This window comes from Clostridium ljungdahlii, assembly GCF_001636845.1.
GTDB lineage: Bacteria > Bacillota > Clostridia > Clostridiales > Clostridiaceae > Clostridium_B > Clostridium_B ljungdahlii_A.
The window spans coordinates 1-15,683 of record NZ_LITT01000064.1; the positions used below are offsets into that span (position 1 = coordinate 1).

The 15,683-nt window shown below is 28.7% G+C and carries 15 protein-coding genes and 1 pseudogene; 11 read left to right on the forward strand and 5 right to left on the reverse strand.

What is annotated here, in order from left to right:
* Positions 1-164: pseudogene (locus WY13_RS22340) on the reverse strand (IS5/IS1182 family transposase); the annotation flags it as partial.
* 12 nt (positions 165-176) lie between these two features.
* Between WY13_RS22340 and WY13_RS18925 the strand changes: the two are divergent.
* Positions 177-488, forward strand: a complete 312-nt coding sequence (locus WY13_RS18925) for a hypothetical protein (protein WP_082848573.1) — start codon at positions 177-179, stop codon at positions 486-488.
* A 115-nt stretch (positions 489-603) separates the two neighbouring features.
* Here the strand turns inward: WY13_RS18925 and hutG are convergent, their stop codons facing one another.
* Positions 604-1,623, reverse strand: coding sequence for a formimidoylglutamase (gene hutG, locus WY13_RS18930; RefSeq protein WP_063557121.1), 1,020 nt, complete (start codon positions 1,621-1,623; stop codon positions 604-606).
* A gap of 242 nt (positions 1,624-1,865) precedes the next feature.
* On the opposite strand from hutG, the gene WY13_RS18935 reads away from it, so the two are divergent.
* Positions 1,866-2,468: a molybdenum cofactor guanylyltransferase gene (locus WY13_RS18935; RefSeq protein WP_063557122.1), complete on the forward strand. Its 603-nt coding sequence runs from the start codon at positions 1,866-1,868 to the stop codon at positions 2,466-2,468.
* A gap of 74 nt (positions 2,469-2,542) precedes the next feature.
* On the opposite strand, the gene WY13_RS18940 is transcribed toward WY13_RS18935, so the two are convergent.
* Positions 2,543-3,298 carry a tRNA threonylcarbamoyladenosine dehydratase gene (locus tag WY13_RS18940; RefSeq protein WP_063557123.1) on the reverse strand — a complete coding sequence of 252 codons (756 nt, stop codon included), beginning with the start codon at positions 3,296-3,298 and terminating at the stop codon, positions 2,543-2,545.
* 254 nt (positions 3,299-3,552) lie between these two features.
* Here WY13_RS18940 and WY13_RS18945 point away from each other — a divergent pair, with 254 nt between their 5' ends.
* Positions 3,553-4,386 (forward strand): carbon-nitrogen hydrolase family protein, encoded by an 834-nt coding sequence (locus WY13_RS18945; protein ID WP_082848574.1) that lies wholly within the window; start codon positions 3,553-3,555, stop codon positions 4,384-4,386.
* A 115-nt stretch (positions 4,387-4,501) separates the two neighbouring features.
* Here WY13_RS18945 and yedF read toward each other — a convergent pair whose 3' ends face one another.
* The gene (gene yedF, locus WY13_RS18950; protein ID WP_063557124.1) at positions 4,502-5,083 is read right to left on the reverse strand and encodes a sulfurtransferase-like selenium metabolism protein YedF; all 582 of its coding nucleotides are present in this window, start codon (positions 5,081-5,083) and stop codon (positions 4,502-4,504) included.
* 250 nt (positions 5,084-5,333) lie between these two features.
* Here yedF and WY13_RS18955 point away from each other — a divergent pair, with 250 nt between their 5' ends.
* The 8 genes from WY13_RS18955 (at position 5,334) to WY13_RS18990 (ending at position 14,516) form a co-directional block, all read left to right on the forward strand.
* Positions 5,334-6,731, forward strand: a complete 1,398-nt coding sequence (locus WY13_RS18955) for a glycosyltransferase family 2 protein (protein ID WP_063557229.1) — start codon at positions 5,334-5,336, stop codon at positions 6,729-6,731.
* Between the two features lie 98 nt (positions 6,732-6,829).
* Entirely contained in the window at positions 6,830-7,543 is a 714-nt protein-coding gene (locus WY13_RS18960) for a pseudouridine synthase (protein WP_063557125.1), read from the forward strand.
* A 172-nt stretch (positions 7,544-7,715) separates the two neighbouring features.
* Positions 7,716-8,591 carry a MurR/RpiR family transcriptional regulator gene (locus WY13_RS18965; RefSeq protein ID WP_063557126.1) on the forward strand — a complete coding sequence of 292 codons (876 nt, stop codon included), beginning with the start codon at positions 7,716-7,718 and terminating at the stop codon, positions 8,589-8,591.
* A gap of 319 nt (positions 8,592-8,910) precedes the next feature.
* The gene (locus WY13_RS18970) at positions 8,911-10,137 is read left to right on the forward strand and encodes an NAD(P)/FAD-dependent oxidoreductase (protein WP_063557127.1); all 1,227 of its coding nucleotides are present in this window, start codon (positions 8,911-8,913) and stop codon (positions 10,135-10,137) included.
* Between the two features lie 129 nt (positions 10,138-10,266).
* Positions 10,267-10,932, forward strand: coding sequence for a (d)CMP kinase (gene cmk / locus WY13_RS18975; protein WP_063557128.1), 666 nt, complete (start codon positions 10,267-10,269; stop codon positions 10,930-10,932).
* Between the two features lie 19 nt (positions 10,933-10,951).
* Positions 10,952-12,865 carry a bifunctional 4-hydroxy-3-methylbut-2-enyl diphosphate reductase/30S ribosomal protein S1 gene (locus tag WY13_RS18980; RefSeq protein WP_063557129.1) on the forward strand — a complete coding sequence of 638 codons (1,914 nt, stop codon included), beginning with the start codon at positions 10,952-10,954 and terminating at the stop codon, positions 12,863-12,865.
* Positions 12,866-13,086: 221 nt separating this feature from the next.
* Complete coding sequence (gene speD, locus WY13_RS18985) at positions 13,087-13,467, forward strand: adenosylmethionine decarboxylase (RefSeq protein ID WP_063557130.1); 381 nt, start codon at positions 13,087-13,089, stop codon at positions 13,465-13,467.
* A gap of 98 nt (positions 13,468-13,565) precedes the next feature.
* Positions 13,566-14,516 (forward strand): GNAT family N-acetyltransferase, encoded by a 951-nt coding sequence (locus WY13_RS18990; protein WP_063557131.1) that lies wholly within the window; start codon positions 13,566-13,568, stop codon positions 14,514-14,516.
* Here the strand turns inward: WY13_RS18990 and WY13_RS18995 are convergent.
* Entirely contained in the window at positions 14,473-15,672 is a 1,200-nt protein-coding gene (locus tag WY13_RS18995; RefSeq protein ID WP_063557132.1) for a pyridoxal phosphate-dependent aminotransferase, read from the reverse strand. The two genes, WY13_RS18990 and WY13_RS18995, sit on opposite strands and share 44 nt — an antisense overlap.
* Positions 15,673-15,683: the final 11 nt, after the last annotated feature.

Below are 15,683 nucleotides of genomic sequence, written 5' to 3' on the forward strand. Positions count from 1 at the left end.
CGGCTTATATCATTTTTATATTTTCTTGTTTTTGATATTTCATAATTTGCTGGTTTAATATATGATAACTGTCCGTTCTCTTTAACATAAACATAGTTTTCTTCACTTTCATAACCTGCATCCGCAGTAATTTTAAAATACTTAAAATACAAGAAGTTCTCCATAGTTCATTTTTAATGTTTATAATTCAATCACTTTTAACATTTTTAATTCCTTCTGGGAGTGGATTAGCTATGACTACTATGCCAATCATGATTCCATTATCCGAAATAATACATTTAAACAAACAAATTGCTATATTAGCCTTCCAATTTGGTGATGGTTTTGCACATTTGGCTTTTCCAACTGTAGCCGTTGTAGTTGGTTACTTAGCATATACAAAAGTTTCCTTTGGAAAATGGTTAAAATTTATATGGAGCTTTATAGTACTAGTTTATATTGCTGCATTCTTTACACTATGTATAGCTTTTATGATTAACTACCATTAATAAAATCAAGACATCTATCTGCGCATGTATTAATTTTAAAATTTTTATTTAAAAGAAAAGCTAACATCAAAAAGGTTAGCTTTTCTTTTAAATGTATGTTTACTAGATTGAATCATTAATAACCTACAAATAGATTATTTATTGTACATAATGTATTTACTACTGAAAATATTATGACAGCAGCTAAATTTGCCGTAGTTTTATCCTGATCAAATCTAGGAGAAACCTCGCATATGTCAAAACTTACTACTTTGTTGGATTTTAATATGTATTTTAAGAATTTTAAAACTTTTTCTGGGTCAAGTCCTAGAGATTGGGTAGCACTTACTCCAGGTGCGTAAGATGAAGTAAATACGTCAGAGCATATTGTTATGTAAATATCATCATGTTTTTTAATAAAATCATTCAGCTTATCTAAGGTATTCCACTCAGTATCGTTAGTTACATCTTTGGCTAGTACATATTTTACTCCAAATTTATGTGCTGTTTTAAAAAGATCTACAGTGTTACTGTGATTTTGTATACCCATGCAAAAATATGAATAGTCAATTCCCTTGTCTACATTGAGATCGTGAATTTGTCTGAACATTGTTCCTGAACTGGAACCTTTTTTATAAGGTCTGAGATCAAAATGAGCGTCAAAATTTACAATGCCAATGTCTGGAGCTTTAGTATGGTTACTTAAGTGATTTAATACTCCCTTGTAATTTCCAAAAGTAGTTTCATGGCCTCCACCTAGAATTATGGGGAAGAGATTTAAACTTAATATTTTAGATACTGCTTTTGAAAGTAGTTCCTGACTTTCTTCTAAAGAATTATCATCACAAATAATATTGCCAAAGTCAAATAAATTAACGTCTTTTGTAAAAAAGCAAGGAAGGTTTGCCATTTCTTTTCTAATACTTTCCGGACCTTTTGAAGCACCTGTTCTCCCATTATTACGTCTTACACCTTCATCACAGCAGAATCCAATAAAGCCAAATCCCAGCTTACCAGTATAAGGAGAAAGATTATCTTTTCTTAAATCAATGCATTTAATCCATTGATGCCATCTGAAAGCATCAAAATTAGTTTCACTATCAACTCTGCCTTTCCATAGTATTTTGTCCATAGGTTTGTATTTAGAATCAAACATTTTAAAAAGTCTCCTTCTAGCTAAATTTGTAGTATAAATATATAGTAGCATATATATATTTATAGTATATAAGATTTTGATAAAAATGAATGAATTTTTTTAGTAAAATCTTATATTTGTCTTATAAATGTAATTAGTTAACAGTATAAATATTATGTAAATTAAAAAAATGTAAACCAAACTAGATATTACAAAAAATAAATGATAAAATATAAAATATAAAGAATTTAGGAGGGAAAAAATTGAAAGAAAAATATACAGCAGCAATTTTGTGTGGCGGAAAAAGTAGTAGAATGGGATTTGATAAAAGTAAAATAAAAATGGGAGATAAACTTCTAATAGAACTAACAGCTGAAAAATTAGAAAATATATTTGATGAAGTGTTTTTTGTAGCCGAAAACAAATACAAATTTGGAAATATAAAATATACTGTAGTAGAAGACTTAAAAAAAGAATATGGACCTGCAGGTGGAATATTTACAGGACTTAATTACTCCTCGTCACCTTATACATTTTTTATAGCCTGTGATATGCCTTGTGTAAATCTAGAATATATAAAATACATGATGAATTTTACAAAAGAAAAAAAATTCCATGTTATAATGGCTCACAATGGAAAAGATATAGAGCCATTGTATTCTTTTTATTCTAAAGATCTTGTACCTTATTTTAAACGGGGTATAGATGCTGGAAGATTATCTATTAGAAAAATAATAGAAGGCACTAATATAAAATATATACCAGAAACTATAAAAGAAAAATATGATAATTCACTAAGCATGTTTACCAATTTCAATTACAAAAGTGATCTAGACAACATATATGGTAAATACACACAAGATTAATGCTATATTTCTTTACAAATTAAAAAGACACAGACTAAAATATAAGTAGTTAAAGTCTGTATCTTTATATAAGTTTACATATCTATTATGTCTTTTATAACCTCTCCACCTATTATCATTCCTGCTACAGGAGGTACAAAAGAATTACTAGCCGGTATCTGACGTTTGGCAAGGCATTTTCTAGATCCTCCTGCACATACACATCCTTCCTTACAAGTTACAACCTCATCTATCTTGGGCTTTCTAGGGATTTCTTCTGAATAAAGTACTTTTACCCTATCTATATCTCTTTTTCTAAGTTCATGCCTCATAACTTTAGCTAAAGGGCATATTTTCGTATCATATATATCAGCTATCTTAAATTTAGTAGGGTCTAATTTATTTCCAGTACCCATGCAGCTTATTATATCAACATTGTGTTTTTTACACCACATTATTAAGGATATTTTGGAAGATACAGTATCCACTGCATCTATTACATAATCCGTTTTATCTGGTATGATTTCATCTATGTTGTCTTCCTTTACAAAGGTCTTGTAAGCTTCTATTTTACAATTAGGGTTTATATCTAAAACCCTGTCTCTTAAAACATCTACTTTATATTTACCTATTGTATGAAAGTTAGCTTGTATTTGTCTATTTATATTTGTTAAACAAACAGTATCATCATCTACAATTACAATGTGGCCTATACCTGCTCTGGCTATAGCCTCAAGGCTAAAACTACCTACGCCTCCTAATCCAAATATAACCACTGTACTGTTTTTCAATTTTTCCAAAGCTTCTTTACCAATTAATAATTCAGTCCTTGAAAGTGAATGTTGTTTCATTAAATAATCTCCCTCTTATCTATAGTAATATCATAAAAATTATATAATTTTACCTATTTTTAAGCAATAGATTTTTTGTAGTAATTTTAAAAACAATAATCGTATAAGCATTATTAAATTATGAAATTTTTTCGAAAACTTAAATAGTCTGGAGTAATAAATTAGAGTTAATGTTATAATATAAATTATACAACTTATGGCTATAATATATTTTAACAATTAAATGAAATGATTTAATTTTAAGAGGTGTTTTTGTGGTAAAAATAGGTTTATGCCAAATGAAAGTTTTAAGTTGTTCTAAAAAAAGTAATATAGAAAAAGCAAAAAGCATGATAGTACAAGCTACCGATAAAGGGGCAGATATAGTAGTTCTACCTGAAATGTTTAACTGTCCTTATGACATCAAAAATTTTAGAGAATATGCAGAAGCAGAATATTGTTATGGAGATACATTAGAAATGCTTTCCTCTGTATCAAGAGAAAAAAGGATACTTTTAATAGGAGGTTCTATACCAGAACTTGACCATAAGGGGAATGTCTATAATACTTCCTTTGTATTCAATAAGGATGGAAATTTAATAGGCAAATATAGGAAAATACATTTATTCGATATAGATATAAAAAATAAGATGACTTTTAAAGAATCTAAAGTTTTAACTCCAGGTAATAAAATTACAATAATAGATACAAAATGGGGAAAGATAGGTATAGCGATTTGTTATGACATAAGATTTCCTGAACTCATACGATTAATGGCTCTTAATGGTGCTAAAATAATATTTATTCCAGCAGCTTTTAACATGACTACTGGTCCAGATCATTGGCAACTTTTGTTTAGAAGCAGGGCAGTGGATAATCAAATTTACATAGCAGGAATATCACCTGCTAGAGATATAAATTATTCCTATGTAGCTTATGGACATTCTCTTGTAGTAAATCCTTGGGGAACAATAACAGATATATTAGATGAAAAAGAGGGAATACTAATATCTGAATTAGACTTAGACTATATAAATGATGTTAGAGAGTCTTTACCCATTATTAAAAACAGAAGAAAAGATATATATGACCTAACTTTTTTGCACTAAAAATTAATAAGGTGCTTAATTATTAAACTGCGTGTTGTAATTCAATCAGATATAATGAAAAGAAATAAGTAACTTTTCATTATATCTGATGAACAGGTGAATGTAAAAGCTTAAATTACAGCTTTATGGTTTTATCTGAAGAATTCATTTTTTCAACTATATCATACATATTAGTTATTTCACCTACAGATAATTTTTCTTTTACACCATAAAAATCAAGGCAAGTTCCACAGCTGTATATGCTTACTCCTTTTTTATCGAGCACTTTTAAATTGTCAATGCAATCGGAACCTTCTACTGTTAGTTTTACACCACCATTTAAAAATATTAAGTTAGTTGGAAGATATTCACTTTCACTCAGCGCATATAGATAACTTTTCATTAAAGTGGTCCCAAGTTTATCATCGCCAAGTCCAAGTTTATTATTTGATATAACTATAGTCAGTTTCTGTTGATTAGACTCACATAGCTCACAATTACTAGCATCTTTTTTAATAGTTATATAGAATAGATCTTCCTTTTGTTCTACTTTGGCAGTAAAACTATTGCTCTTAGCAAACTTGCATACATTATTTTTTGAGACTTCATTGTCCACAACAACAGTAGCAGTTCCTTTTTCTATGGAATCAAAGTATTTTTTAGTATTTATTACTGGTTGAGGACATTTTAGACCTTTACAATTTATTATATGTTCCATTATTTTATCACCCCTTAAAATATCTATGTTTCAGGATAATTATAACATAGTTGAAAATATGCAAATTATATTTTTTAGTAATACAAAGTCACTTGACTATTAAAAAAAATTATAGTATGGATATATATATTAATCAGAATATTACAACAAATACAGTATGACTAAAAATTTGTGGTATTATGATATACGATAATTATGTTTATTCGTTATATAAAATAATAGAGTAAATATATTAAGGAAGGATTTTATGATGAAAGGGTTTATTTTTAATTCTACATTTATTTTCCAAATATTAGTTTGTATACTTGCATCTTACTACCTAATACTTTCTCTATTTGGATTATACAAAAAAAAGGATAATGGCGCTGAAAAATGCACACCTAAAAATACTTTTGCACTTTTAGTGGCAGCTCATAATGAAGAAATGGTAATTGCACAAATAATAGAAAGCTTAAAAGACATTGATTATCCTAAAAATATGTATGATATCTTTGTGATTGCAGATAATTGTGACGACAATACTGCATCTATATCAAAAAAATACGGTGTTAATGTATGCGAAAGAAAAGTTCCTGATAAAAAAGGAAAAGGTTATGCTCTTGAGTGGATGTTTAACAAAATATTTAAAATGGATCGTAAATACGATGCAGTAGCTATCTTTGATGCAGATAATTTAGTTTCAAAAAATTTTTTAACTGAAATGAATTATAAATTGTGCAAAGGATATAAAGTTGTTCAAGGTTACATAGATAGCAAAAATCCAAATGATTCATGGATAACAGGTTCCTATTCAATTTCTTTCTGGTCTACAAACAGACTTTTTCAACTTTCTAGATCAAATCTTGGATTGTCAACTCAAATAGGTGGAACTGGATTTTGTATGAAAACAGATATATTGAAGAAATTAGGTTGGGGTGCTACTTGCTTAACTGAAGATTTGGAGTTTACATGCAAACTAGTATTAAATGGCGAAAAAGTTGGTTGGGCTCACAATGCAATAGTTTATGATGAAAAACCTTTGACCTTAAAACAATCTTGGACTCAAAGGAAAAGATGGATGCAGGGTTTTACTGATGTTGCTTCTAGGTTTTTCTTTAAGCTTATAAAAAAATCTATTGTAAACAGAAGCTTTACAGCATTTGATTGTGCAATATATACAATACAACCTTTTGTAACTTTATTACTTGGAGTTTCAGCACTCTTAACTATACTGCAAAACAACAATCCACATGGCCTAAATATATTTGTTATAAATTCGCTGTTTTCATCGATTGAATGGAAAATTTTTAGTATATTTCAGTTTCTATTTACTCCCTTAATAATGCTTTTAGAGAGTAAACTTTCTAAAAAAATGTTTTCTGTATTTGCATTGTATTCTTTAAATATAATTGTGCTTTCATATGTATTTACGTCTCCAACTTTCTATGAAATGTTAATTGGAAATATATTATATCTCTTAGTGTTTTTAATAGGTGTATCTTTATTATGTGGTAAAAATTGTTTTAAAGTTTTTATATGGTATCTTTTATATGGTATCTATACCTTAACATGGATACCTATAACAATACAGGGTATATTGGACAAGAATAATAAAGAGTGGAATCACACAAAACATATAAGACAAATAAGTATACAGGAAATGGAATAATATAAATAATCCTTAATGGCAATGTCATTGAGGATTATTTATATTGTATACATAAATTATGAGCTGTGAATTGAAGAACTTATAGGTAGGTGTTAATTATGGTAGAAAGATTACAAAAATATATGGCTTACTGTGGTATAGCTTCAAGGAGAAAATGTGAAAGCATAATATTGCAGGGAAGGGTTAAAGTAAATGGAGTAACTATTAAAAGCTTAGGAACAAAAATTGATGACAAGATAGATATAATTACTGTAGATAATGCAGAAATTGAAAAAGAAAGCAAAACAGTATATATACTATTGAATAAACCCACAGGATATGTTTCTACAGTTAAGGATGACCGCGGAAGGAATACTATTTTAGATATTGTCAAAGTAAAAGAACGAATATATCCAATAGGTAGATTGGATTATAACACTTCTGGTATCATTATACTTACTAACGATGGAGAAGTGTACAATAAAGTAGCACATCCTAAAATGGAGAAAAATAAAGTCTATGTTGCAGTTATAAAGGGAATCCCTTCAAAGGAAGATATAGAAAAATTTAAAAATGGAGTGAATATAGATGGCTATATAACAGCCAAAGCAGATTTTAACATACTTAATATAAATAAGAGCAAGAATAATTCCAAAGTTAGGATAAAAATACATGAAGGAAAAAACAGACAAATAAGAAAGATGTGTGATGCCATTGGCCATCCTGTAATATCTTTGACTAGAATTTCTATAGGTAATATAAATGTAGGAAATTTAGAAGAAGGAAAATGGAGATATTTGAATGATGATGAAATAAAATATATAAAAAATTAAATTTGTGTATTGCTTTATTCCTAATAAAAGTATCAATTATCAAGGAATATACAAAAAATTAAGGGAAAAATTAGATAAACAAATGAATAATCTATTGAAAATTTGGTCAATAGATGTTAAACTGAAGTAAATATTGCAATAATTATAGCAATGAAAGAAAGGAATGAAGCAAATGGAGAATGTTGACAACCATGACCTGATACGAACAATTCAAGTTAAATTTCCTAGATTGAGTAAAGGACAAAAATTAATAGCTGAATATATATTAAAACATTATGATAAAGCTGCTTTTATGACAGCTGCTAAATTAGGTGTAAGTGTAGGTGTAAGTGAATCAACAGTGGTTAGATTTGCAAATGAACTTGGATTTTCAGGATATCCTAAATTGCAGAAATCTCTTCAAGAACTAATAAAGAATAAATTAACTACAGTGCAAAGAATTGAATTGTCAAATGATTTTGTAAGTCAAGAAAGTCCATTAAAAAGTGTTTTAAAATCAGATATGGAAAATATAAGAGCTACACTAGAAAAGATAAATCATAAAACTTTTGACGATGTAATTACAAACATATTCAAAGCTAAAAAAATATATATAATAGGTCTTAGAAGTTCCACTGCAATTGCAGATTTTTTAGGATTTTATTTAAATTTGATATTGGATAATGTAAAAGTTGTTGGATATGGAATAAGTGATATTTTTGAACAGATGATAAATTTAACTGGAGATGATTTAGTAATAGGTATAGGATTTCCAAGATATGCAGTAAGAACTATTGAATCTTTAACATTTGCTAAAAGTAGAAATGCAAAAGTAGTTGCTATTACAGATAGTCTTCTATCGCCACTTGCAGCAAGAGCAGATTACACATTAATAGCTCAGAGTAATATGGCTTCTTTTGTAGATTCACTAGTTGCACCTTTAAGTGTAATCAATGCTTTAATCGTAGCTGTAGGTATGCAAGAAAAGGATAAAATATCTTCCACTTTTTCAGATTTAGAAGACATTTGGAAAGAATACCAAGTATATTCTTTTAGAGAACAAAATTAAAAATGAATTTTCTACAAGGGACGAATTTATTTTGAATTTGTCCATTTTAGATTAGGCATTTGAAAGAAAATAACAAGTCAAAGATGCGACGAATATCTTTTATCAGACAAGGAGGCAGGTTCCGCAGATAGTGAATCCTATCTAAGGGTTCTACCGACGCAGTATGATAAAAAATAGGCTAGCATACTGATTAGTTATTTCTTTGAAAATGCCTTATTATCAATATATATCATATTTATATTGAATAAATGATTATAGTATATTACTATAATAGAAGTGCTATATGTATTATATATGAGAAAATAAGGTGTGTAGATTAATGTCAAAAGTAATAGTAATTGGTGGTGGTCCCTCCGGTATGATGGCAGCCATAAATGCAGCAAAAAATAATGATGTCGTTTTAGTTGAAAAAAACAACAAGTTAGGTAAGAAAATGTTTATATCCGGAAAAGGAAGGTGTAATATAACTAATTCAAAAGATATAAGTGAATTTTTTGATTATATTCCTCGAAATCCGAATTTCTTATACAGTTCTCTTTATTCGTTTACAAACAATGATACTATAAATTTTTTCAATAATTTAAAAGTTAAATTGAAAGTTGAAAGAGGAGATAGAGTTTTTCCTGAATCTGATAAATCTTCAGACTTAATTGGTGCTATGGAAAAAGAATTGCTTAGAAAAAAGGTTGTTATAAAATTAAACTCCCAGGTTATCAAATTTATCTGTAGAGAAAATCGTATAGAATCAATTCAGCTTCAAGATAGCTCCATAATGAAAGGCGACTATTTTATATTGTGTACAGGGGGGATGTCTTATCCCCAAACTGGTTCTACCGGGGATGGTTATAAAATGGCAAAAGATTTAGGCCATACTATAACACCTATAAATCCCGCTTTAGTACCAATAGAAATAAGTGATGATTGGATCAAATCTCTTCAAGGACTTTCTTTAAAGAATGTAGAGCTAAGTATAATAGATCCTAAAAAAAATACATTATATGAGGAATTTGGAGAAATGTTGTTTACCCATTTTGGCATCTCTGGGCCTATAGTATTAAGTGGGAGTAGAGTTGTAGAGAACAAACATAATTTAAAGGCAGTTATAAATTTAAAGCCTGCACTTAGCTTTGAAGAATTAGATAAAAGAATACAAAAGGACTTTTTTAAGTATTCAAATAAAAGTTTTAAAAATTCCCTAGATGACCTGCTTCCTAAAAAGTTAATAGATGTAATTGTAAGTTTGAGTAATATAGATCCAAATAAAAAAGTTAATTCTATAACAAAATTTGAAAGACATACATTAGTAAATTTGCTTCAAAATTTATCAATGAATATAAAAGGACTTCGCCCTATAGCTGAAGCTATAGTAACTTCTGGTGGTATAACTGTTAAAGAAATAGATCCATCTAATATGAAATCTAAAATAGTTTCAAACTTGTATTTTGGTGGAGAAGTAATAGATGTAGATGCTTATACGGGAGGATTTAACATGCAAATTGCTTTATCTACTGGTTTTTTAGCAGGAAATGATATTGGGCATATTTAAGAAAATAACTAATTTTATATAAGATCATAAAATAAAGGATTTTATAGTTTTATATAGAATTATAATAGAATGTAGATATACAAATTTTTATCCTTATATTGACTATTTTAAGAAAGGCGGAATAACATTTTGAAAATATCTGTAGCAATAGATGGACCTGCAGCTGCAGGTAAAAGCACCATAGCAAATATCGTAGCCCAAAAATTTAATTTTATGTACATAAACACAGGAGCTATGTATAGAGCAGTTACTCTTATGTGTATAAGACAAAATATAAGTTACACAGATGTAAATAGAGTATGTGAAATCACAAAATCACTTAAAATGCATTTTGAAGGAGAGAAGTTAATTGTAAATGGGGAAGACTTAACAGAAAGTATAAAGCATCCTACAATAAGTAATACTGTATCCAATTATGCTGCAATTTCTGATGTTCGAAAATTACTTGTAAAGTTGCAACAGAAGATGGCAGGGGAATATAATGTAATTATGGATGGAAGAGATATTGGCAGTGTTGTTTTAAAAAATGCACCTTTAAAATTTTTTCTAACTGCCAGTCCAGAGGAAAGAGCTAAAAGAAGATATAATGAGCTGAGTGAAAAAAATATATCTGTAAACTATGACGAAATACTAAATGATATAATTAAAAGAGATCATATAGATTCACATAGGTCCTCTTCACCTTTTGTAAAGGCAGAAGATGCTGTAGAGATAGATTCATCTTTTCTCTCTCTTTCTGAAGTTGTACAAATAATTTCATCCTATATAAAAAAATATATTGAAGAACATAGATAAAATAATTAAGGTGATAAAATTGAACATTATTTTAGCAGACAAATCTGGATTTTGCTTTGGAGTAAAAAGAGCTGTAGAAGAATCCTTAAAGGCTCAAAAAAAATTTAATAAAAAAATATATACTTTAGGTCCTTTGATTCATAATAGTGATGTAGTAAATAAATTAAAGGAAAAAGGTATATATCCTATAGAAATAAATAATATAGATAATCTAAGGGAAGATGATGTGGTTATAATACGTTCTCATGGTGTTCCCGAAAAAATATTTTTTACTTTAAAAAACAAAAAAGTAAACATAGTAAATGCAACTTGCCCATATGTTTTAAATATACAAAGAAAAGTACAAGAATATTATAAATTAGGGTATTCTATATTAATAGTAGGAGATAAAAATCATCCTGAAGTAATTGGAATAAATGGATGGTGTGAAAATAAGGCTTTTATATCTAAAGATGGCTCTAATTTGGGAAAATTACCATCAAAACTGTGTATAGTTTCTCAAACTACGGAGAAACAATCTAACTGGCAAAAAGTACTTAGTATAGTAGCTAAAAAGTGCAAAGAATTTATTGCTTTTAATACTATATGCAGTGCCACAGAATTTCGTCAGAAGGCAGCAGCAGATATTTCTAAAGAAGTAGATATGATGGTAGTAATAGGTGGCAAAAATAGCTCTAATACCACTAAACTTTATGAAATATGTAAAGATAACTGCAATAATACTATTTATGTTGAAAATTCAGGAGAAATACCTGATGATATAAGTAACTGTAATAAAATTAAAACTATAGGTGTTACAGCAGGAGCTTCAACACCAGATTGGATAATAAAGGAGGCAATTTTAAAAATGAGTGATGACAAAAATTTAGAACTAAATGAGCAACTATCTTATATGGACAAAAATGATACACAAATAATATTAGGTGAAAAAATTAAGGGTACAGTAATATCTGTAAATCCAAAAGAAGTTTTTTTAAATATAGGATATAAATCAGAAGGTGTACTTCCAAAACGTGAAATAACAAAAAATGAAAGTGACAACTTAGAAGAATTAATTCATTGTGGAGATGAATTATATGTTAAAGTAATAAGAAGACAAAATGAAGATGGATATGTGGTATTATCTAAGATAGAATTAGAGAGGGAAAATGCTTATAAAGAATTAAAAGAAGCTAATGGAAATAATCAGGTATTAAAGGTTATTGTAAAAGAAGCTGTAAATGGAGGTCTTGTTGCCAATTATAAAGGTGCTAGGGTCTTTATACCTGCTTCTCATGTAGAATTATATCATGTAGATGATCTTTCACAATATGTAGATAAAGAACTTGATGTAACTATAATTGAATTTAAAGAAGAAAAGAAAGGTACCAGAATAGTAGCTTCAAGAAGAGACCTTTTGAGAATGGAAAGAGAAAAAATGGAAGAACAGACTTGGAATGTGCTTGAAAAAGATACTGTAGTAGATGGTGAAGTCAGAAGATTAACTGATTTTGGGGCATTTGTTGATGTACAAGGAGTTGACGGGCTTCTACATGTATCTGAACTTTCCTGGGGAAGAGTTGGAAAACCAAGTGATGTTTTAAAAATTGGAGATAAGATTAAAGTTTACATCTTAGACATTGATAGAGAAAAGAAAAAATTATCTTTATCTCTAAAAAAGCTCATGGAAGACCCATGGATCAACGTAGACATAAAATATCCTGTCGGCAATGTAGTTCTTGGTAAAGTAGTCAGATTTGCAAATTTTGGTGCATTTGTTGAATTAGAGCCAGGTGTAGATGCATTAGTTCATATATCCCAAATAAGCCATAAGAGAATAGATAAACCAGAAGATGTACTTAAAATAGGTCAGGAAATAAAAGCAAAGATCCTTGAAGTAAATAAAGATAGCGAAAAAATAGCTTTAAGTATAAAAGAAGTAGATGAAATCTAAGTTAAGTATTTTTAATTTACTACCCTGAAGTAAGGATTAGAAAATAAAAACTATGTATAAATTCTAATTTCTTATACAATATACATAGGAAATAAGAGCAATATTTAATTAAATAGAGCTATTGTAAACTAATATTTTAATAGTTATATTTATATTGACTTTTCTCTTATTTTTGATAAAATTTAATTGTTGTATTTTTTTCTAAGGGGGTAAATTAAAGCATGCATGAATTAGGAAGACATATTTTAGCAGAGATTTATGGATGTGATGCTAAAATATTAAATAATAAAGATTTTATAGAAAAAATTATGATTGATTCTGCGATAAAGGCAGGTGCCGAAGTTAGAGAAGTTGCTTTTCATGAATTTAAGCCTCAAGGAATAAGTGGAGTAGTAATAATATCTGAATCTCACTTAACTATTCACACATGGCCTGAACTTGGTTATGCCGCCGTAGATGTGTTTACCTGCGGAAGTAAAATAAATCCTTGGGATGCATGTAATTATATGACTGAAAAGTTCCATGCCAGAAATATGACAGCAACTGAAATAAAGAGAGGTATATTTGAGCAAGTTGTAGAAGTAAAAGCTTCAAATATATAAGAGATCATCACCTGAGATGGTCTCTTTATATATTTGACCAAGATTTATTTTAAATTTATACTTATATTAAATAACAATCCTATGGGGAAAAATAGAGTATGTATAAATGCGTGAAACTAACAAACAAGAATCTAAAGTATTTTAGGGAGTTAAACAATAAAAGATATTTATTTAATCCTGTAAACGAGGATTTTTTTAAAACCTATGATAGGTATAATTTTGCTAAGCAGCTAATTTTAAGAAGAAGGGTAAAACTTATTAAAAAAGATTTACACTATATAGGCTATATTTGGTCTGATGTCTCTTATAATAAGATGCGTACTATAAACGCCATGAATGTATTATGCAACTGCATTGCACCAGATAGTTTGCCTTATAAGTATCTAATAAACACTATAAAAGAGCCTTGTACTATAAAATATATGTGTCAAAACAATAATTATAATTTCAACTTATTAAAAAGTATTGGATTTAAAAAAAGAGAGGGAACTTTAACCCTTTATAAGAATTTACTTGAAAATATACCGTTAATTTTTGACGAAAAGCTTCAATTCAAAATATTTCAAAAGGGAAAGGATGAACAAAAAAGATGTGAAATACAAAATGAAATATTTAAAGCTGATACGAGAATTCCTTTGACTTTAGAGGATATATATTTTGATGAAGCTCAAGATTACTATTTTGAAAGAGGGGCAATTTTTCTAAAGCAAAATAATGAGTATATAGGTTATGGTCAAATTATAATGGAAAATGATGTACCTGTTATAGTGAATTTTGGTATATTAAAACAATTTAGGGGGAAAAAATATGGTAAGGCATTGTTAATCTATCTTTTAAAAATGATGTACTCCAGTGGATTTAATAAAATAATAATAAAAGTAAAGAGCTCTAATTATATAGCCTTACAATTATATACTAGCATGGGATTTCGTATTGAAAGTGAAAGGTATAACTGGATATTAGAAAAAAAAGTTTCCATAAATAATTATGGAAATTTTTTTATAATCATTTATTCTTTAACTTTTGATACTCTTCTAGTGCTACTTTGAGAAGACCCATAGCATCTTTTAAATCATCACAATTTAAACAATAAGATATTCTCACTTCATCTTTTCCAAGACCAGGAGTAGCATAGAAACCACCTGCTGGTGCTACCATTACAGTTTTACCATCTTTACTAAACTCAGTTAATAAGTATTTAGCAAAATCTTCTGCATCTGGAACAGGTAACTTAGCAACTATGTAGAAAGCACCTGTTGGCTTTTGACATACAACTCCAGGTATTTTTTTAAGGCCATCCATAAGTATGTCTCTTCTTTTTTGGTACTCTTTTCTAGTTTCAATGAAGTAACTTTCTGGAGTATCTTTTAAAGCTGCAGCACCTATCTGCTCTACTGTAGGTACACAAAGTCTAGACTGACATAATTTCATTATATTGTAAATAAGGTTCTTATTCTTTGAAGCTACAAGACCAATTCTTGCACCACAAGCACTGTAACGCTTTGATATACTGTCTACGATTATTACTCTGTCTTCAATGTCCTTCAAAGTAAGGGCTGAAGTATATTTTAATCCATCATATACAAATTCCCTATAAACTTCATCTGCAATTAAGAATAAATCATGTTCTTTAGCTATATCTCCAAGCATCCTGAGTTCTTCTGCAGTATACACTGTTCCAGTTGGATTTCCTGGATTTGAAATCATAAGAGCACGTGTTTTATTAGTTATTTTGCTTTCTATTACTTCTTTAGGTGGTAAATGAAATCCTTCTTCAGCCTTTGTTAAATAAGGAACCATTTTAGCTGAAGCAACTTGTGCAAATCCGTTATAATTTGTATAAAAAGGCTCAGGTGAAAGTATTTCATCACCAGGATCACATAAAGTTATAAAAGTAAGCATTATGGCCTCACTTCCACCATTAGTTATCAAAAGTTCATCTTTTGTAAATTCTGTACCCCATTTTTTATAATATTCTATAAAACTTTCTTGAAGTGCATCCATTCCTTGTGATTCAGTGTATTTAAGCACATTTTCTTTAAAATTTGAAATTGCCTTAAAAAATATGTCAGGAGTACGTACATCAGGTTGTCCAATATTTAAGTGATAAACTTTTGTACCTCTCTTTTTAGCTTCAGCTGCATAAGGTGCCAATTTACGAATAGGTGAAAATTGCATCTTTAAAATTCTGTTTGATAATTTCATATAATTTATCC